Source organism: Pseudarthrobacter arbutini, from assembly GCF_054510915.1.
Genome location: NZ_JBTNDQ010000021.1, coordinates 29,554 through 47,105, shown reverse-complemented (window position 1 = coordinate 47,105; position 17,552 = coordinate 29,554). Strand labels below are relative to the sequence as shown.

Sequence of the window (17,552 nt, the reverse complement as noted above, 5' to 3'; positions counted from 1 at the left end):
CACCTACCGCACCAACTACTTAAGGACGGACCATGCCAGTCGTACTGGAAAACCTGGGCAAGCGCTTCGGCGACGGCGCCCCGGTGCTGGACGACGTCAACGCCACCATCGGCGCGGGCGAATTCGTAGCCCTCCTCGGTGCGTCCGGCTGCGGCAAATCCACCCTGCTGAACATCATGGCGGGACTGGAGGTCCCGACGTCGGGCGCCCTCGAAGTGCCCAGCGACGGAGCAGCCTTTATGTTCCAGGACGCCGCCCTCTTCCCCTGGCTGACGGCGCGGGAGAACATCGAGCTGGCCCTGAAGCTGCGCGGTGTGGGGAAAGCTGAACGCCGGATCAAGGCCAATGAGCTGCTCGAGCTGGTGCACCTCGGCGAGGCGGGGGACAAGCGTCCGCACGAGCTTTCCGGCGGCATGCGCCAGCGCGTGGCACTGGCCCGTGCCCTGTCGCAGGACCGGCAGCTGCTGCTGATGGATGAGCCGTTTGCGGCCCTGGACGCGATCACCCGCGACCTGCTGCACGACGAGCTGGAACGCATCTGGAAGGAAACCGGGCGCACCATCGTTTTTGTGACCCACAACGTCCGCGAGGCCGTGCGGCTGGGCCAGCGTGTGCTGTTGCTGTCGTCCCGCCCCGGCCGCGTGGTCCAGGAATGGGCCGTCACCGAGGAACACCGAACCGACGCCGGCCTGGCCGGACAGCTGACCGGGGTCATCACCGCCCGGCTGCGGGAGGAGATTCGCCGCCATGCCAAATAACCCCACGCCCGTCGCCGAGACCGAACCGGTCGAGGCCAAGCCGGAAACCCGCAAAGTCCACGCCGCCCTGACCCGGACTTCCACCGGGCATGAGGACCTGCGCGAGCTCGAGGCCGGGCTGGATTCGCTCCAGTCCGACGCCGCGCGCAAGCACCGGATCGACTGGAGCCGGGTGCTCCTGCCGGTCGCCGCCCTTGTGGTCCTTGTCCTGATCTGGCAGTTCTACGTATCCCTGGGCCTGAAGCGCCGCGACCTGGTTCCCGGTCCGCTGGATGTCCTGGGCCAGATCGGCGTGCTTTGGGGCGAGGCCAAGCTGCAGGAAGCGGTGTGGACCTCGCTGCAGCGCGGGCTGGTCGGGTTCCTGATCAGCGTTGCCATCGCCACGCCGGTAGGGCTGCTGCTGGCCCAGGTTGCGCCGCTCCGCCGTGCCTTCGGGCCTCTGATTTCCGGCCTTCAGGTGCTGCCATCCGTAGCCTGGGTGCCCGCGGCCATCATCTGGTTCGGACTCACTGATGCCACCGTCTACTTCGTGGTCTTTATGGGTGCGATCCCGTCCATCATCAACGGGCTGATCTCCGGCGTGGACCAGATCCCGCCGCAGTACCGCCGCGTCGGCACGGTCCTGGGTGCCAACCGTTTCCAGATGGCCGTGCAGATTGTCCTGCCTGCCGCACTTCCCGGATACCTGGGCGGGCTCAAACAGGGCTGGGCATTCTCCTGGCGGTCGCTCATGGCCGCGGAAATCATCGCCGTAGGCGGCACGATCGGCTTCGGACTCGGCTCGCTGCTTGACCAAGGCCGGGTCCTGTCCGACATGACGGTTGTAATGGCCGCGATCCTGCTGATCCTGGCCGTCGGCATTCTCATCGAGCTGCTGGTGTTCGCGCCGATCGAGAAGCGCCTCCTGCGCAGCCGAGGCCTCCTCTCGGGAAGCACCCGCTAGGCCGCACCGGCCCAAACCCTGCGAAAACTTAACAGAAGAGTCCGACGGCGAGTCCCGCCGTCGGGCTTTCTGCTGCCTCGGCGGCGACGGAACTGGGGCACTTCGGCACGGACACGCCGCTGATTTGGCCAGTTCGGGGCCCGAGTCCCGTCAATGTGCCCCACGACGGCGATCGGCTGGGCTGGACGGACTCTGGCAGACTGGCGCCATGACTGTCAGCTTCGTGTGCCGCACCGCGTCCGCACTCCCGCCGGAGCGCCTGTTCGACCTCGCACGCAGCATTGAGGCGCACATGGATTCCCAGAAGGCCGCCGACGAACGGGCAGTTGGCGGGGTTACGTCGGGCCTGATCGGTGAAGGCCAGTACGTGACGTGGCAGGCCCGGCATTTTGGCGTACCGCTGAAGATGACCAGCCGCATCACCGCACTGGACTTCCCCAACAGCTTCACGGACGAACAGGTCAGGGGCCCGTTCAAAACGTTCCGCCACGTCCACGAGTTCGAATCCACGGCCACCGGCAGCATCATGACGGACCGCGTGGAGTTCAGGGCGCCGTTCGGGATCCTGGGCCGGCTGGTGGAAGACCTGGTCCTGCGCCGCTACCTGCGGCGGCTCATCGTTGACCGCGGCCGGTTCCTCAGCAGCATGAGCAGCTGAACTGGGGCACTTTGACACGGACGCGCCGGCGATCGATCCGGCTTTGGCGTTCCTGACGGCCAATGTGCCCCACGATGGCGCCCCGACGGCGTCCCACGAGCCCGCCCGGCAATGTGACGCAGGGTTACCTTACGTGAACTGGTGTTTCCGCTGCCGTTGTTGGTGAAACGGCGCGGCCCTACCGTTGATTCATGGCAATTCAGGATATTTACCCCACAGCACTGCGGCTGCTCGGCCGCCCCGTGCTGGTGGTGGGCGGCGGCCCCGTGGCAGCCCGCCGCGCCAAGGGTCTGCTCGACGCCGGTGCACGGGTCACCGTCGTGGCTCCCGTTGCCTCCGCCGCGCTCCGCGAACTGGCCGCCGCCGGCCTCCTCACCTGGGAGCCGCGCACTTACCTTCCCTCCGACGTCGACGGCGTCTGGTTCGTCCAGACGGCCACCGGCGATCCCGCCGTGGACACCCAGGTGTCGGCCGACGCCGAGGCGCAGCGCATCTGGTGCGTCAACGCCTCCGACCACGAAGCCTCCGCCGCGTGGACGCCCGCCGTCGCTGTGGTTGACGACGTGCAGATCGCCGTGAACGCCGGGGGAGACCCGCGCCGTGCCATGGCCCTGCGTGACGCCGTCGCCACCGCACTGGAGACCGGCGACCTCCCGCTGCGCCGCCGTCGTGCGTCTGCGGGCTCCGTTGCCCTTGTGGGTGGCGGTCCCGGCGACACCGGCCTCATCACCGTCCGCGGCCGCAGGCTGCTCGGCCAGGCCGACGTCGTGGTGGCAGACCGCCTCGGCCCGCGCGAACTGCTCAACGAACTTGCCCCCGACGTCCGCGTGATCGAAGTGGGCAAGACCCCGGGGCACCATCCCGTGCCGCAGGCGGAGATCAACCGCATCCTTGTGGACGAAGCCCTGAAGGGGCACCGGGTGGTCCGGCTCAAGGGCGGCGATCCGTACGTCCTGGGCCGCGGCGGCGAGGAAGCCGAATACTGCCGGCAGCACGGCGTCGAGGTGGAAGTGGTTTCCGGCGTGACGTCCGCGATCTCCGTTCCGGCCGCCGCCGGCATCCCCGTGACGCACCGCGGCCTGGCCAAGGGCTTCAGTGTGGTCACCGGCCACGAGGAGCTGTCCGAGGTCCCCGCCCGGGCAGATCACACCATCATCCTGCTGATGGGCGTGGCCGCACTTCGGGATTCGGCCGCTGCCCTGGCCGGCGCCGGTTTGCCTCAAGACACTCCAGTTGGCATCGTTGAGAACGGCTATCTGCCGAATCAGCGCGTGACGATCGGCACGCTCGGTTCCATCGCCGACCAGGCGGAAGCCACCGGCGTCGCAAATCCTGCCGTGATTGTGATCGGCGACGTTGTCCGCGTCAGCCCGTTCGCGCCGTCGCACTTCAAGACAGCGGACTACAGCACCACCACGCCGAATAAGCCCCGCACGAATCAACGCACCACCCGCGTCCTCACCACCTAGCCTCTTCCGGAACGAACAAAAGGAACACAGCCGTGTCATCAAGCACCTCCGTAGGATCTGCCGAGCGTCCGCTGCGCGTTGCCGTTGTGGGCTCCGGCCCGGCCGGCGTCTACGCTGCGGACATCCTCACCAAGAGCGAAGCCGTCAAGAGCGGCGAGCTCACCGTGAGCATCGACCTCTTTGACCGCTACCCGGCACCCTACGGCCTGATCCGCTACGGAGTGGCCCCGGACCACCCGCGCATCAAGGGCATCGTCAACGCCCTGCACAAGGTCCTGGACCGCGGCGACATCCGCTTCTTCGGCAACGTGGACTACGGCACCGACATCTCCATCGAGGACCTCCGCACGCACTACGACGCCGTCATCTTCGCCACCGGCGCCATCAAGGACGCGGACCTGAACATCCCGGGCATCGAGCTGGACGGCTCCTACGGCGGCGCGGACTTCGTCTCCTGGTACGACGGCCACCCCGACGTCGCCCGCGAATGGCCGCTGGAGGCCAAGGAAATCGCCGTGATCGGCAACGGCAACGTGGCCCTGGACGTGGCCCGCATGCTCTCCAAGCACGCCGACGACCTCCTGGTCTCCGAAATCCCGGACAACGTCTACGCCGAGCTGAAGTCCTCGCCCGTCACGGACGTGCACGTGTTCGGCCGCCGCGGCCCGGCCCAGGTCAAGTTCACGCCCTTGGAGCTGCGCGAACTCTCCCACTCGAAGGACGTGGACATCATCCTCTACGCCGAGGACTTCGAGTTCGACGAGGAATCGGACCGCCAGATCCAGAGCAACAACCAGACCAAAACCATGGTGGGCACCCTCACGAACTGGATCGCCGAGCAGCCCGAGGACCTCTCCGAGCTCACCGCATCCCGTCGCCTGCACCTGCACTTCCTGCACAGCCCGGTGGAAATTTACGACGACGCCGCGACGCCGGGCAAGGTTGCCGGCATGAGGTTCGAGCGCACCGAGCTGGACGGCACGGGCAACGCCCGCGGCACGGGCGAGTTCGTGGACTACCCCGTCCAGGCCGTCTACCGCTCGATCGGCTACTTCGGTTCGGCGCTGCCGGAGATCGAGTTCGACCATAAGAAGGGCGTGGTACCGAACGACGGCGGCCGCGTCCTGGATGCCGCCGGCACCCACGTGCCGGGCATCTACGCCACCGGCTGGATCAAGCGCGGCCCGGTGGGCCTGATCGGCCACACCAAGGGCGACGCCCTCGAGACCGTGACCTACCTGCTGGAGGACCGCGAAAACCTCCCGGTCGCCGCTGTTCCCGAGGCGGATGCCGTCGTCGAACTTCTCGATGCCCGCGGCGTGAAGTTCACCAGCTGGGAAGGCTGGCTTGCCTTGGACGCGCACGAACTCGCGCTCGGTGCGGCGGCGACGGAGGCCGGCGGATCACACGGAGTTGAGGTCAAGCGGGAGCGTATCAAAGTGGTGCCGCGCGAGGACATGGTCGCCATCTCCCGCGACGGCGTAGCCGCCAACGTCTAGGAGGCAACCCGGACCCAACGCGGGGTCACGTCCCGCCCAATAATCACGCTTTATTGGGCAGGAAGTGACCCCGCGTTGCTTTAACGTCCGGGCCTAGCTCCCCGCCCCACCGGCCGCCATTAGTTCCAGTCGGCTGAGGGTTTCCCGGTTCCTCACGTCGATCAGCGGGTCCCGCAGCACCTTGGGCACGAGCTTGCCCGGTCCACGGATGGCATCCTCGGCGATGGAGACCCCGCACTGCGTGCCCATATCCTCTAGAGTGATCACCACTTTGGCTTCGCCCAGGGGCCAGCCGCGCGCCACCAGTTCCAGGGAGCGGTGGGGTTCGACGGCGGCAACGCGCGTGCTGTCGTTGATCACCAGCGGCCAGGCGCCCACCGAGTGGTGGAGCTTTGAACCGGCCTCGGGCCAGTGGGCGTCGACGGCACGGATGCGGGAGGCCCCCACCACCCAGCCGGAGTAAAGCCACCCGTCGGCAATCACGTTCCAGACGACGTCGGCCGGGGTGTTGAACAGGCGGCTCACGGTTGACATGGTTTTCCCTCCATCGGTGGTTACATCCGGCCAAACCGCGCCCGGACGAGCGCGAACATGCCGTAGCAGATGAAGCCGGCTCCGATCGCGACAAGCAGGTACGGGCCGAACGGGTGGTCGCGGAGCGCCTTCAGGCTGCCGTCCAGGCCGGTGGATTCTTCGGGACTCTGTTTGCTGGCCGCGATCACAAACAACAGCCCGGCCAGGTTCAGCGCGACCCCCTTGGCCACGTGACCGGTGACGCCCAGGGAGTCGATGAGCTTGCCGCGCCGGGTGCCTTCAAACCGAAAGAGCTCCTTTTTGAACCCGCGCCGCAGGCCCTTCACCACGAAGTACACGCCGACGCCCATGGTGGTCAGGCCGACGGCCACCAGCACAGGCAGCCCGAACGGGGCGTTCAGGAGTGCGGTGCTGAAGTCCCGGGTGGTGTCTCCCGAGTCCCCTCGCATGCCGATGGCGAAACCCGCAAAGCTGAGCCCCACGCTGCCATAGGTAACGGTCAGGCAGCCTGAGGAGACCAGTTTTCCCCAGCGTTTTGGGCCAGGCAGACGCCGGGACCGGAGCGTGGCTTCACTCAGCTGCCACAAGGCCAGGCCGGTGCACGCAACCACGCACGACCACAGAACGGCCGGCCCCCACGGGTTGGCGCCCAACTGCTCGATGGCGCCCGTGGCTTCCGCCTGCCCGGGTTGCCCGAAGGCCAGGGCGATGGCAATGGCGCCGACAATGATGTGGAGCAGGGCCATCACGGCAAAACCCGAGCGCGCTACGACGTCCAGCGCCTTGGTGTCGGACGCCTCCTCGACGGCGTCTGCCGCCTCGCCGATGCTGGATTCCCCGTCTGCCATGAGTCAGCCGTTCATGGGCCCCTCTGCGTGGAGCTTCCCGGCACCGGGGCCTTCAACGTGCACCGTGCAGCGGACCACCAGCTTGCCCGGAGCGTGATCCAGCTCCACCAGGCTGTCATTTGCACTCAGGGCCGTGAAAACCTCGGAGCCAGCAATCACTGTTACGCCCTTGGCCTCGGCCGTCTCCCTGGCGTTCCGCAGGGCATCCTTCTCGAGGCCTGCCATGTATGCGTCGTCATCTTCCCGGGCGAGGTCTCCGAATGCCCAGCCGAACAAAGTCCCTGTTTCCATGGCGACGATATTACGCGTATCCGCTGTTGAAGACGGGGTTCCGTAATATTAGTAAGTGTGCTTACGATAGCGTGAGCATGATCTTGAGGGGACGCGGCCAGTAAAGACCGCACCAGCGGCAATTCATAACCAGTTCAACGTGAGGAATACACATCATGGCAGGAAATCTTGTTGCCCGGTCCGTTCACGACTTGACGGCTGCGGCGTGGTTCGGCGGATCGCTGATGGGCGCTATCGGGTTGAACGGCGCGGCTGCGGAAGCCAAGGATCCGACGGAACGCACTCGTCTGTCCAGCGCGGGCTGGATGAAGTGGGCTCCGATCCAGACGGCGGCTTTCGCCTCCCACCTGGTGGCTGACCTCGCCATCGCGTGGGAAAACAAGGGACGCATCGCGAAGCAGGACGGTGTGGCCCGCGATACCGCGATCAAGACGGCGGTCACGGTTGCCGGTGCCGCCGTGACACTCTACGCCGGCATCCTTGGCAAGAAGGTAGAGAAGCTCGCGGACGAGGGAGCGCGGGGCGCCACCGAGCCGAATCCCGGTGCGTCCGAGGAACTGCAGTCGGCTCAGCAGCAGCTCAAGGTGCTGCAGTGGGCCGTCCCGGCCTTCGCCGCTGCCGTGATAATCCTCGGTGCCAAGCATGGCGAGATGCAGCGGCCCAAGAATGTGTTCCAGGGCCTCCGCTCCTGACCGCAGTAACGCCGGCAGCGGCAAACTGCATTAACGCTCGACGACGGTCCGGCACCCAGGTGCCGGACCGTCGTCGAGCGTTAATCCTTGCGACGCGCAAGTTTTCCCGCGACGCGCAGATTCCCTGCCGCACCTGATATTTCGGGTGCGCCAGTGGATGTGCGCGTCGAAATTGGCTCAGCCCGAGTCAGGCGGGCTGGCTGTTGGGCGGCGGGAGGTCCGGATTCATGTCCTCAAGGTTCGGATCCTCAGCGGTCCACACCTGAATGACAGCCCAGATGACGGCCGCCATGGGGACAGACAGGACCGCGCCGATGATGCCCGCCAGGATGGTGCCGGCAGTCAGGGCCATCAGGATCACCAGCGCGTGAAGCTGGAGCGACTTGCCCATCACGATCGGCTGCAGCAGGTCACCCTCCAGCTGGTTCACGGCGATCACCACGGCCACCACGATCAGCGCCACCAGGGCCGCGAGGATGCCGGCAACAGTGGCTCCCACCAGCGGGATGAAAGCGGTCATGAAGATGATGATGGCCAGCGGGAACGCCAGTGGAACCTGCAGGATCAGGAGTGCCGCGCCGATGGCCACGGCATCCACCAGGGCCACGATGGCGGTGCCGCGGACGTAGCCGCCCAGGACTTCGAGGGTGCGGCTGCCCACGCGGCGGAGTTTTGCTTCCCGCTGCCCGCTGAAGGGTCGCAGGAAGAAGTTCCAGATTTTGGCGCCGTCCTTGAGGAAGAAGAACAGGATGACCACCATCAGTGCGCTTCCGGCCAGGAACTCTGTCACCACGGACAGTCCGGTGATGGCACCCGAGCGGACCTGGCTGCTGGTGGCAAACTGGATGATCCCCTCCCGCGCCTGGTTCAGCTGCTCCCGGTCGATCGGAATTGGACCGGTGAGCAGGAACTGCTCCAGCTCGTCCAGTCCGGAGGAGGCCTGCTGCGCCAGCTCGGCCCACTGGCTCCGGACGGAGAAGTAGATGACCGTACCAACGCCTGCCAGCAGGAGCAGGAGCGCCACAAAGGCCAGTCCCGTGGCCGCGGCGCCCGGCAAGCCGCGGCGGCGGAGCAAGTTGACGAACGGGCCTATGGCCGCGGCAAGGATCAGGGCGATCAGGATCGGAATGACCAGAAGCTTGATCTGCATCAGGGCGTACACAGAGACCACGGCCACTGCCAGGATCAGCAGGACCTGGGCCGAACGGATCCCCACTCTTCCCAGCCCATCGGCCCACAGCGCGCCGGGCGGCTTCCGGTCCCGCGGCTTCGTTGGGGTCACTTCGCTGGGGGTCTCTTCGTTCGGGGCCTGGTGGGTGGCTCGTGACATGGAAACTCCTGGTCATGGGCGGGCACCCCGGATGCGGGCGGCACCCGGGGCGTAACTACCTGCGTCAGGTAGTAAGCCTACTGATGGGGCTGGCCTGCGGAGAAACCCCACCTTCGCGCGCCCTTCGAAACTAGGTAGCACTAAGTGTCGTTATGAGCCCTCAAAACGACACTTAGTGCTACCTAGTTGGGCCATCAGGCAGGAACTGGACCTACGCCCGCAGCCACTCCGCGCAGGTGTTCAGGTTCTGGTTGACGCTGGCCACCGCGGCGTCGGCGTCGTGGGCCTCGATCGCGTCCACCAGGGCGCCGTGGCCCTCGTACGTGAGGCCGTCCAGCCGGCCCTTGCGTTGCTGCTTGAGCAGGTCCTGGTGGAACACGTCGCCGAAACTGACGTAGAGCTCGTGCAGCAGCGGGTTCCCGGTGGCCTGGGCCACGCGCGCGTGGAAGTCCCAGTCGGCCCGGGCCCACCCCTCGAAGTCCGCGGCGTTCCAAGCGACTTCCCGGGTGGCCAGGACAGCACGGAGGGCGGCGACGTCGTCGGCCGTTGCGTTCCGGGCGGCCAGGCGCGCGGCCTGGGTGTCCAGGCCCAGCCGGACCTCGAGGATGTGTTCGTCCGAGTGGTCCTGGTACATGCGCCGGGCGGCGCCGGACATCTCGCTGGTGGCGCGGACGTAGGTGCCGTCGCCCCGGCGGACCTCCAGCATCCCGCTGTGGGCCAGGGCCCTGATGGCCTCGCGCAACGTGCCGCGCGAGACGCCCAGGCCCTGCATCAGTTCCGGCTCGGCGGGGATGCGCTGGTCAAGGGGCCACTCGCCGGAGTGGATCATCTGCCGGAGTTTGGCGGTGACCTCGTCGGCGAGGGGCTGGCGGTGTGAGGTGCTCAGGGTCATGGCGTCCTACTTCTTCAGGCCGGACAAGGGGGCGCGTGAGATCAGGTGGGCCACCACCACTTGGGCCACGGCAAGGCCCAGCAGGAGTGCCACGGGAAGCGACCAGCCGCCGGTGCCGCTGAACAGCAGGCCGGCGCCGAAGGGGCCCGCCGTGGCCAGCAGGTAGCCGGTGGACTGCGCCAGGGTGGACAGGGCTGTGGTCTCAGCGGTGCTTGTCCCGCTCCGGCTGATCATCACCATCACCAGCGGGAAAATGCCCAGGCCGAAGCCGAGCAGGACGGTGGGAATGATGGCCAGGCCCACCGGCACCACCAGCAGTGACGCCAGGCCGGCCACCATAGTGCTGCTGACCAGATACAGCGCCGGCCGGAGCATCCGGGGCCGCGAGCCGATGGCGAGCAGCACCATGCCGGCAGGCACGGAGACCAGCTGCATCAGCCCGTACATCAGGCCGCTGTCCGCTGAGCTGAGGCCCATGCTGATCAGCATGGACGGGAACCAGCTGATCAGTGAGTAGGCGAGCAGCGCCTGGAGGGCAAAAATGGCGGTAAGCAGCTGGCCCTTCCGGGTACGCAGCAGTGGCCACGGGGAGATGCGGGGTGCCGTGCTCCGGACGCTGTTGCGGTGCGCATGCAGAACGACGGGCAGGAAGCCCAGGAAGGCAGCCACTGCCAGGAATCCGATCGCGCCCACTGCGGCGGACGGCGAGCCGAGCGTCAGGGCCAGCGGGACCACGGCGACGGCGGTGACGGTGGCGCCGGTGGTCATGGTGACGGTGTAGAGCGCCGTCATCGCCGACGTCCGGTGGGCAAAATGCTCGCGGATGAATGACGGCATGGCCACGTTGCAGACCGCCAGGCCGGACATCCCCACCACGGTGCCCGCCACCAGCATGCCCGTTGCCGGGATCCCGCGGAGCAGCAGCCCGCCGGCCAGGAATCCAAGTGCCAGCAGGATGGCCTTCTCGACGCCGAGCCGTCCGGTCAGCCACGACGTCGCCGCGCCCGCCACCGCAAAACAGAGCGTCGGGATGGACGGAATGATCGCCGCCACCAGCGGTCCGTAGCCCAGGACCTGCTGAAAATCATGGAGGAGGGCAGACGCGCCCGCGATCCCCGCCCGCAGGTTCAGCCCAATCAGCACCAGCGCAATGACTCCGAAGACGACGGCGGAGCGCGGTTTGGGCGGCGCGTCGGACAGCGTCGGGGCATCTGAAGGGGCAACAGTCATGTCTTAAGGTTAGACGTTTGACGTTTGATGTCTAGGGTTCTGTGGTGAACCTCTCGCGGCCGTTAATGTTGCGGGCATAGACTCAGGCCACCAGAGTTCAGCCCCCGGGCTCAAGGGAACTCGCCCGGCAGGATCTGGCGCCCATCAACGTGGAAGGACGGCCGGTCATGGCTTCGCAGGCAGTTGAGGTCGAAAAGAAGTACGACGTCGGTCAGGACGCCGAGGTGCCGTCGCTCGCGGAGATCCCCGGGGTCACCCGGGTGGGGGAGCCCCACGTGGACACCCTGGAAGCGGTGTACTTCGACACGCAAACCCACACGCTCGCCTCCCGTGACATCACGCTTCGCCGCCGCACCGGCGGAGTCGACGCCGGCTGGCACCTGAAGCTGACCGCGGAGGGCCCCGGATCCGACGAGGAGTCTGGCGACGCAGCCGACGGCTCCGGCTCGGAACCCCGGCGGCGCCGCGAGCTGCACGCCCCGCTGGGCCAGCCCGGCGTCGTTCCTGACAGCCTGTTGGCGCACGTGCTGGCCTACCTCCGCGGCGAGGACGCCGCCCCGGTGGTCCGGCTGAAAACCCAGCGGACCACCTATGCGTTATACGGCGGGGACGGTGTCCATCTGGCGGACCTGGCGGATGACCGCGTGAGCGCAGAGCTGCTCGGCGCTGCGGGCGGCGCGGGTGACGCGGGTGACGCGGGTGACGCCGCGGTGGGGGACACGGCAGCGCCCGAGGGGGAGGCCCGGACGCGGCAGTGGCGTGAATGGGAGCTCGAGCTGGTGCACGGGAGTCCTGAACTGTTCCCGGCCGCTGAGGAAATCCTGGCGGCCGCCGGGGCGCTCCCGGCCAAGCACGGCTCCAAGCTGGCAAAAGTCCTGGCACTGCCTGGCAGGGAGTCCGGTGCCGCTGCCGGCCCAAAAAGTCCTGGCAAAAAGGGGCCTGTGTCGGACCTCCTGGCCGCTTACCTGGCTGAGCAGATCAGCGAGATCCTGGCGCACGATCCCGGCGTCCGCCTGGAGGAACCCGAGGCTGTGCACGACCTGCGGTCGGCCACCCGCCGGGCCCGTTCGGCGCTGCAGGCCTACCGGCGGTTCTACAATGCCCTGGCTGTGCGGCACCTCGGTACCGAGCTCAAATGGCTTGGCCGCGTGCTGGGCGTGCCGCGGGACGCTGAAGTCATATTGGACCGCCTGCGCGGGCATATGGCGGAGCTGCCCCCCGTACTGGCTTCGGCGGTGAAGGACCGGCTGGAGGATGACCTCGGAGCCAGCCGGGACGCAGCCCACAGGAAACTCCAGATGGCGATGGTTTCCGCGCGCTATTTCCAACTCCTGGACGGCCTCGAGGCCTTCCTTGACAACCCGCCGGTCCGCCCGGGCGCCGCAGCCCCGGCCCGCAAGGCGGCGGTCAAGCTCGTGGCCAAGGCAGCCAAGAGGCTGGAGCGCGCAGCCAGGACAGCCAAGCGGACACGTAGGGGAGCCGAGCACGAGACGGCGCTGCACCAGGTGCGCAAGGACGCCAAGCGGCTGCGGCACGTGGCGGAGTCCGTGGAGCCGGTCCAAGGCAAGCACGCCACGAAAATCGCCAAGGCCGCGCGCCGCCAGCAGCAGATCCTCGGCGATTTCCACGACAGTGTTGTGGCCCGGGACCTGCTGGCCAAGCTGGCGGCGGCGCCGGACCTGCCCGAGGCCGTCGCGTCGGCCTACGTCACGCTCCATACACGGCAGGTGCAGCTCGCGGCCGACGCCGAAGCTGAGTACCTGAAGGAACGCAAGAAGTCCCGCAAGGTCCTCCGGGGGACGGTCATTTAGGGCAGCGGGCCTACCTGGATTGCCGCGCTCCGAGCCGCGACACGGCGAGCGCCAGCCACAGCTGCACACGGTCCGCCGTGACCGAAGGATCGTAGCCGGTGAGTTCGGTGATCTGCGCCAGCCGGTACCGCACGGTGTTCCGGTGCAGGGTCAGGGCTTCGGCGACGGCGGCCACGGAACCGTTGTTGTTCAGGTAGCTTTCCAGCGTGGTCACCAGTTCCGCACCGTGGGCGGCGTCGAACGCGCGCAGCGGGTTCAGCGACTCGTGGGCCATGTCGGCCAGGGGAACGTCTTCACTGGCCAGCAGCAGGGAGGTCAGGCTCAGGCGTTCCGGCTCGTTCACCGGCAGGCCGTGGCTGGCCGCATCGCGGGCCTCGAAGTAGCTCCAGCGCAGGCCGTTCGGCTTGGTGTACGCGCCGCCGATGCCGATCGTGGCGTGGATCCCGGCCTCAGCCAGGTGGTCGCTGAGGCGCCTGGCCAGTGCAGGTGCCGCGCCGCCGTCGTCGTTAATTACCACCACCAGGTCCTTCCCGACGACGGCGGCCACCGCGTTCTCCAGCGGCTGCGGCACCGAGGTGCTCACCAGGGCCTTGTGATGGGCGGCGGACACCGCCAGCAGCACCACGTTTTTGCGTGTGCTGTTAAGGCCCACACCGGCGAGCCGGCGTTGGGCCTCGCTGGTCTCCAGGGCGCCGTGGATGACGTCCTCCAGCACTTGGCCGCACAAGGCGCGCTGGGCCTGGCGCTGCTTGACCATGTTGTTCAGCTCCACGCTGATCAGGTTCTGGGCGTAGCCGATGATGCCCGAATCCTCGAACGGCTGGCGGACCCACAGCGTGCAGGCATCGCGGCGGCCGGTGGGGATGGGGTAGGACGCCCACGTGTCAGCGGAGGGGAGTTCGGCGCCGCTGTTGTACAGGTGGGCGGTGAACTGGGTGAGGGCAATCTCAGTCCGCAGCATCCCGCCCAGATGCTTCAGGAGCTGGGTGAGGCCACCGCCGGTGAGCAGGGCGCGGGCCAGGATCTGGTGGCCCGCTATCAGGCGCTCCAGCTTGGCGACATGATCAGCGGCCTGCGCTTCCGCCACCAGCTTGCCGATGGCAATGAACGGAGTCTCGTAAGGCACCTGGACGATCGGCAGCCCCCAGCGGTTGGCCTCGGCAATCAGGGCCGGCGGGACGGCGTCGTGCGTCAGACCTGTCCCGAAACCAATGCCCACGGCTCCGGCGCGCTGGACCTGCCGGACGAAGCGCCGCTGCTCGGGCGCGGACCGCAGGCGCATGCCGGTGGTGAGGACCAGTTCGCCGCCGCTGAGGAAACGCTGCGGGTCCTCCAGTTCCGTGACGGCAACCCAGTTGATGTCCTCGTGCCAGGTGGTCTCGGCAAGGCCTGCATTGGACAGGTGGAGGGAGTGCACGCCGAGCAGGGTGGCGAGGGAAATGGCCATGGCTCAAGGATAGACGGACGCTGGTCAACCGCACTAAACATTGCGGCCAAAGGTGTGCAGGTGGCTATTCCCCGGGGGGAAGGTGCTGGCATAGGCTCAAGGCAGTCGCAACCATCCGCTTCGCAGCTGATGTTCCCTATGAAAGAGGTTGTACACCGTGGTTCAAACCTTGCAGAACTTCATCAATGGTGAGTTCGTCACGCCCGCGGGCACCGCCCTGCTGGACATCGTTAATCCCACCAACGGCGAGGTAGTGGCGCAGTCTCCCGTCTCCATCCAGGCCGACGTCGACGCCGCCATGACCGCGGCCAAGGACGCCTTCAAGACCTGGAAGCACGTAACCCCCGGGCAGCGCCAGCTGATGCTGCTCAAGCTCGCGGACGCCGTTGAAGCCAACAGCGACGAACTTGTCGAGGCCCAGCACCGCAACACCGGGCAGGTCCGCTCCCTGATTGCCTCCGAGGAAATTGCCGCCGGCGCCGACCAGCTCCGCTTCTTCGCCGGTGCCGCGCGCATCCTGGAAGGAAAGTCAGCAGGCGAGTACTTCGAAGGCCACACCTCCTACGTGCGCCGCGAACCCATCGGTGTCGTGGCGCAGGTTGCACCCTGGAACTACCCGTTCCTGATGGCCATCTGGAAGATCGGCCCCGCGCTCGCCGCCGGCAACACCGTGGTCCTCAAGCCCTCCGACACCACCCCCGAATCCACCCTGGTGCTGGCCCGCCTGGCCGGCGACATCCTGCCTGCCGGCGTGCTGAACGTCGTGCTGGGAACCGGCGCAACCGGCGCCATGATGGTGGAACACCGGGTCCCCGGCCTGGTCTCCATCACGGGTTCCGTCCGGGCCGGCATCGCCGTGGCCTCCGGGGCCGCGAAGGGCCTCAAGCGCGCCCACCTGGAACTCGGCGGCAAGGCCCCGGCCATCGTGTTCAAGGACGCCGACATCAAGAAGAGCGCCGCGGCCATCGCCGAGTTCGCCTTCTTCAACGCCGGCCAGGATTGCACCGCCATCACCCGCGTGCTGGTGGAGGACTCGGTCCACGACGACGTCGTGGCGGCCATGGTGGAACACACCAAGACCCTGCACACCGGCTCGCAGAATGACGAAGACAACTACTTCGGGCCGCTGAACAACGTGAACCACTTCAACGCCGTCACCTCCGTGGTGGAGCACCTGCCGGAAAACTGCAAGGTTGTCACGGGCGGGCACCGCGCCGGGGATAAGGGCTTCTTCTTCGAACCCACCATCGTCACCGGCGCCAAGCAGACTGACGACATCGTCCAGCAGGAAACCTTCGGCCCGGTCATCACGGTGCAGAAGTTCTCCTCCGAGGCGGAGGCACTCGAGCTGGCGAACGACGTCGAATACGCCCTCGCCTCCAGCGTCTGGACGTCCGACCACGGCACGGCGATGCGGATGAGCCGCGACCTGGACTTCGGCGCGGTGTGGATCAACACGCACATCCTCCTGACGGCCGAAATGCCGCACGGCGGCTTCAAGCAGTCCGGCTACGGCAAGGACCTCTCCATGTACGGCGTGGAGGACTACACGCGCATCAAGCACGTCATGAGCGCACTCGACGCCTAGCAGCACTCCCGGTGGTCAAGCTTCCCGAGACCCCGCCCCCGCATCAAGAGTTCCGGTGGTCGAGCTTGTCGAGACCCCGCCACGCAGAAAGAAGACTCCCATGAGCACCACAGCAAGTGAAATCACCTTCCGCCTGGAACAGAAGCGCCGTGTCCAGGCCGACTTCCCGGGCCCCAAGTCCATCGCCCTGACCGAGCGCCGCAAGGCAGTGGTCGCCGCGGGTGTCGCCTCCGCCGTTCCGGTCTACGTTGCGGACGCCGACGGCGGCATCATCCACGACGTCGACGGAAACTCCTTCATCGACCTCGGCTCGGGCATCGCGGTGACCAGCGTCGGCGCGTCCGATCCCGCCGTCGTCGGTGCCGTAAAGGAAGCCGTGGAGCACTTCACGCACACCTGCTTTATGGTCACCCCGTACGAAAGCTACGTGGCACTCGCGGAGCAGCTCAACCGCCTGACCCCGGGCGACCACGAGAAGCGGACGGTGCTGTTCAACTCCGGCGCCGAGGCTGTGGAGAACGCCGTCAAGGTGGCCCGCCTCGCCACCGGGCGTGACGCCGTCGTCGCCTTTGACCACGCCTACCACGGCCGCACCAACCTGACCATGGCGCTGACCGCGAAGGCCATGCCGTACAAGACCAACTTCGGCCCGTTCGCGCCCGAGGTCTACCGCATGCCCATGAGCTACCCGTACCGCGAGGAGAACCCCTCGATCACCGGTGCCGAGGCTGCCAAGCGCGCCATCACCATGATCGAGAAGCAGATCGGCGGCGACCAGGTTGCCGCGATCATCATCGAACCCATCCAGGGCGAGGGCGGCTTCATCGTCCCCGCCGAGGGCTTCCTCCCCGCGCTGGCCGCCTGGGCCAAGGCCAACGGCGTCGTGTTCATCGCCGACGAAGTCCAGTCCGGCTTCTGCCGCACCGGCGAATGGTTCGCGGTCAACCACGAGGACGTTGTCCCGGACATCATCACCATGGCCAAGGGCATCGCGGGCGGCATGCCGCTCTCCGCGATCACCGGCCGCGCTGACCTGCTCGACGCCGTCCACCCGGGCGGCCTGGGCGGCACCTACGGCGGTAACCCGGTGGCGTGCGCTGCCGCATTGGCCGCGATCGGGTCCATGGAGGAGTACAACCTCGCCGGACGTGCACGCCACATTGAATCGCTCGCCACGGGACGCCTGCAGGAACTGCAGGCCGAACTGGCCGGCGCCGGGAAGTCCGTGATCGGCGACATCCGCGGCCGCGGCGCGATGCTGGCCGTCGAACTGGTCCAGGCCGGCTCCAAGGAACCCAACCCCGAGCTGACCAAGGCCGTGGCCGCTGCCTGCCTCAAGGAGGGTGTCATCATCCTCACCTGCGGCACCTACGGCAACGTCATCCGCCTGCTGCCCCCGCTGGTCATCACCGACGACCTGCTGAACGACGGCCTGGACGTCCTGGCAGCGGCCATCAAGGCCAACGCCTAAGAACCGTCCGCATAGAGTTAGCGTCCCCTCGCAACGGCGCGAACGAACACTTGAGGCCCTGGAAACTCGCGTTTCCAGGGCCTCAAGTGTT

16 protein-coding genes are annotated in these 17,552 nt (G+C 67.3%); 9 read left to right on the top strand and 7 right to left on the bottom strand.

Going from position 1 to position 17,552, the window contains the following annotated elements; genetic code table 11:
* Positions 1 to 32 precede the first annotated feature (32 nt).
* From ACX80V_RS19975 to ACX80V_RS19955, 5 genes are all read left to right on the top strand, one after another.
* A complete protein-coding gene (locus ACX80V_RS19975) occupies positions 33 to 758 on the top strand; it encodes an ABC transporter ATP-binding protein (protein WP_058931590.1) in 726 nt (241 codons plus the stop codon).
* Positions 748 to 1,701 (top strand): ABC transporter permease, encoded by a 954-nt coding sequence (locus tag ACX80V_RS19970; RefSeq protein WP_485844610.1) that lies wholly within the window; start codon positions 748 to 750, stop codon positions 1,699 to 1,701. Before ACX80V_RS19975 ends, ACX80V_RS19970 begins: the two co-directional genes overlap by 11 nt.
* A gap of 208 nt (positions 1,702 to 1,909) precedes the next feature.
* Positions 1,910 to 2,359: an SRPBCC family protein gene (locus ACX80V_RS19965; protein ID WP_485844609.1), complete on the top strand. Its 450-nt coding sequence runs from the start codon at positions 1,910 to 1,912 to the stop codon at positions 2,357 to 2,359.
* Between the two features lie 191 nt (positions 2,360 to 2,550).
* Positions 2,551 to 3,828, top strand: coding sequence for a uroporphyrinogen-III C-methyltransferase (gene cobA / locus ACX80V_RS19960; RefSeq protein WP_485844608.1), 1,278 nt, complete (start codon positions 2,551 to 2,553; stop codon positions 3,826 to 3,828).
* Between the two features lie 32 nt (positions 3,829 to 3,860).
* Entirely contained in the window at positions 3,861 to 5,327 is a 1,467-nt protein-coding gene (locus ACX80V_RS19955; RefSeq protein ID WP_485844607.1) for an FAD-dependent oxidoreductase, read from the top strand.
* A 93-nt stretch (positions 5,328 to 5,420) separates the two neighbouring features.
* On the opposite strand, the gene ACX80V_RS19950 is transcribed toward ACX80V_RS19955, so the two are convergent.
* Genes ACX80V_RS19950 through ACX80V_RS19940 form a run of 3 tightly spaced genes read right to left on the bottom strand, consistent with a single transcriptional unit; the run spans position 5,421 to position 7,000 of the window.
* Positions 5,421 to 5,861, bottom strand: coding sequence for an SRPBCC family protein (locus tag ACX80V_RS19950; RefSeq protein ID WP_485844606.1), 441 nt, complete (start codon positions 5,859 to 5,861; stop codon positions 5,421 to 5,423).
* A gap of 20 nt (positions 5,862 to 5,881) precedes the next feature.
* Positions 5,882 to 6,709 carry a DUF1206 domain-containing protein gene (locus tag ACX80V_RS19945; RefSeq protein WP_485844605.1) on the bottom strand — a complete coding sequence of 276 codons (828 nt, stop codon included), beginning with the start codon at positions 6,707 to 6,709 and terminating at the stop codon, positions 5,882 to 5,884.
* Between the two features lie 3 nt (positions 6,710 to 6,712).
* A complete protein-coding gene (locus ACX80V_RS19940) occupies positions 6,713 to 7,000 on the bottom strand; it encodes a hypothetical protein (RefSeq protein ID WP_485844604.1) in 288 nt (95 codons plus the stop codon).
* A gap of 155 nt (positions 7,001 to 7,155) precedes the next feature.
* On the opposite strand from ACX80V_RS19940, the gene ACX80V_RS19935 reads away from it, so the two are divergent.
* Entirely contained in the window at positions 7,156 to 7,692 is a 537-nt protein-coding gene (locus ACX80V_RS19935) for a hypothetical protein (protein ID WP_485844603.1), read from the top strand.
* A gap of 187 nt (positions 7,693 to 7,879) precedes the next feature.
* Here ACX80V_RS19935 and ACX80V_RS19930 read toward each other — a convergent pair whose 3' ends face one another.
* The 3 genes from ACX80V_RS19930 to ACX80V_RS19920 form a co-directional block, all read right to left on the bottom strand.
* Positions 7,880 to 9,022 (bottom strand): AI-2E family transporter, encoded by a 1,143-nt coding sequence (locus ACX80V_RS19930; protein WP_485844602.1) that lies wholly within the window; start codon positions 9,020 to 9,022, stop codon positions 7,880 to 7,882.
* 211 nt (positions 9,023 to 9,233) lie between these two features.
* Positions 9,234 to 9,914 (bottom strand): FadR/GntR family transcriptional regulator, encoded by a 681-nt coding sequence (locus tag ACX80V_RS19925; RefSeq protein WP_056344716.1) that lies wholly within the window; start codon positions 9,912 to 9,914, stop codon positions 9,234 to 9,236.
* Between the two features lie 6 nt (positions 9,915 to 9,920).
* Complete coding sequence (locus ACX80V_RS19920) at positions 9,921 to 11,144, bottom strand: MFS transporter (RefSeq protein WP_485844601.1); 1,224 nt, start codon at positions 11,142 to 11,144, stop codon at positions 9,921 to 9,923.
* Between the two features lie 167 nt (positions 11,145 to 11,311).
* Between ACX80V_RS19920 and ACX80V_RS19915 the strand changes: the two genes are divergently transcribed.
* Positions 11,312 to 12,955: a CYTH and CHAD domain-containing protein gene (locus ACX80V_RS19915; protein ID WP_485844600.1), complete on the top strand. Its 1,644-nt coding sequence runs from the start codon at positions 11,312 to 11,314 to the stop codon at positions 12,953 to 12,955.
* 10 nt (positions 12,956 to 12,965) lie between these two features.
* On the opposite strand, the gene ACX80V_RS19910 is transcribed toward ACX80V_RS19915, so the two are convergent.
* A complete protein-coding gene (locus ACX80V_RS19910) occupies positions 12,966 to 14,402 on the bottom strand; it encodes a PucR family transcriptional regulator (RefSeq protein ID WP_485844599.1) in 1,437 nt (478 codons plus the stop codon).
* Positions 14,403 to 14,559: 157 nt separating this feature from the next.
* On the opposite strand from ACX80V_RS19910, the gene ACX80V_RS19905 reads away from it, so the two are divergent.
* On the top strand, positions 14,560 to 15,990 hold the full coding sequence (locus ACX80V_RS19905) for a gamma-aminobutyraldehyde dehydrogenase (protein WP_485844598.1): 1,431 nt from the start codon (positions 14,560 to 14,562) through the stop codon (positions 15,988 to 15,990).
* 100 nt (positions 15,991 to 16,090) lie between these two features.
* A complete protein-coding gene (gabT, locus tag ACX80V_RS19900) occupies positions 16,091 to 17,461 on the top strand; it encodes a 4-aminobutyrate--2-oxoglutarate transaminase (RefSeq protein WP_254746806.1) in 1,371 nt (456 codons plus the stop codon).
* Positions 17,462 to 17,552 lie beyond the last annotated feature (91 nt).

What these genes read in the sequence shown, in the direction of transcription:
- ACX80V_RS19975 (WP_058931590.1), top strand. Translation starts at nt 33, where the DNA reads ATGCCAGTCGTACTGGAAAACCTGGGCAAGCGCTTCGGCGACGGCGCC.
- ACX80V_RS19970 (WP_485844610.1), top strand. Translation starts at nt 748, where the DNA reads ATGCCAAATAACCCCACGCCCGTCGCCGAGACCGAACCGGTCGAGGCC.
- ACX80V_RS19965 (WP_485844609.1), top strand. Translation starts at nt 1,910, where the DNA reads ATGACTGTCAGCTTCGTGTGCCGCACCGCGTCCGCACTCCCGCCGGAG.
- cobA (WP_485844608.1), top strand. Translation starts at nt 2,551, where the DNA reads ATGGCAATTCAGGATATTTACCCCACAGCACTGCGGCTGCTCGGCCGC.
- ACX80V_RS19950 (WP_485844606.1), bottom strand. Translation starts at nt 5,861, where the DNA reads ATGTCAACCGTGAGCCGCCTGTTCAACACCCCGGCCGACGTCGTCTGG.
- ACX80V_RS19945 (WP_485844605.1), bottom strand. Translation starts at nt 6,709, where the DNA reads ATGGCAGACGGGGAATCCAGCATCGGCGAGGCGGCAGACGCCGTCGAG.
- ACX80V_RS19940 (WP_485844604.1), bottom strand. Translation starts at nt 7,000, where the DNA reads ATGGAAACAGGGACTTTGTTCGGCTGGGCATTCGGAGACCTCGCCCGG.
- ACX80V_RS19935 (WP_485844603.1), top strand. Translation starts at nt 7,156, where the DNA reads ATGGCAGGAAATCTTGTTGCCCGGTCCGTTCACGACTTGACGGCTGCG.
- ACX80V_RS19930 (WP_485844602.1), bottom strand. Translation starts at nt 9,022, where the DNA reads ATGTCACGAGCCACCCACCAGGCCCCGAACGAAGAGACCCCCAGCGAA.
- ACX80V_RS19925 (WP_056344716.1), bottom strand. Translation starts at nt 9,914, where the DNA reads ATGACCCTGAGCACCTCACACCGCCAGCCCCTCGCCGACGAGGTCACC.
- ACX80V_RS19920 (WP_485844601.1), bottom strand. Translation starts at nt 11,144, where the DNA reads ATGACTGTTGCCCCTTCAGATGCCCCGACGCTGTCCGACGCGCCGCCC.
- ACX80V_RS19915 (WP_485844600.1), top strand. Translation starts at nt 11,312, where the DNA reads ATGGCTTCGCAGGCAGTTGAGGTCGAAAAGAAGTACGACGTCGGTCAG.
- ACX80V_RS19910 (WP_485844599.1), bottom strand. Translation starts at nt 14,402, where the DNA reads ATGGCCATTTCCCTCGCCACCCTGCTCGGCGTGCACTCCCTCCACCTG.
- gabT (WP_254746806.1), top strand. Translation starts at nt 16,091, where the DNA reads ATGAGCACCACAGCAAGTGAAATCACCTTCCGCCTGGAACAGAAGCGC.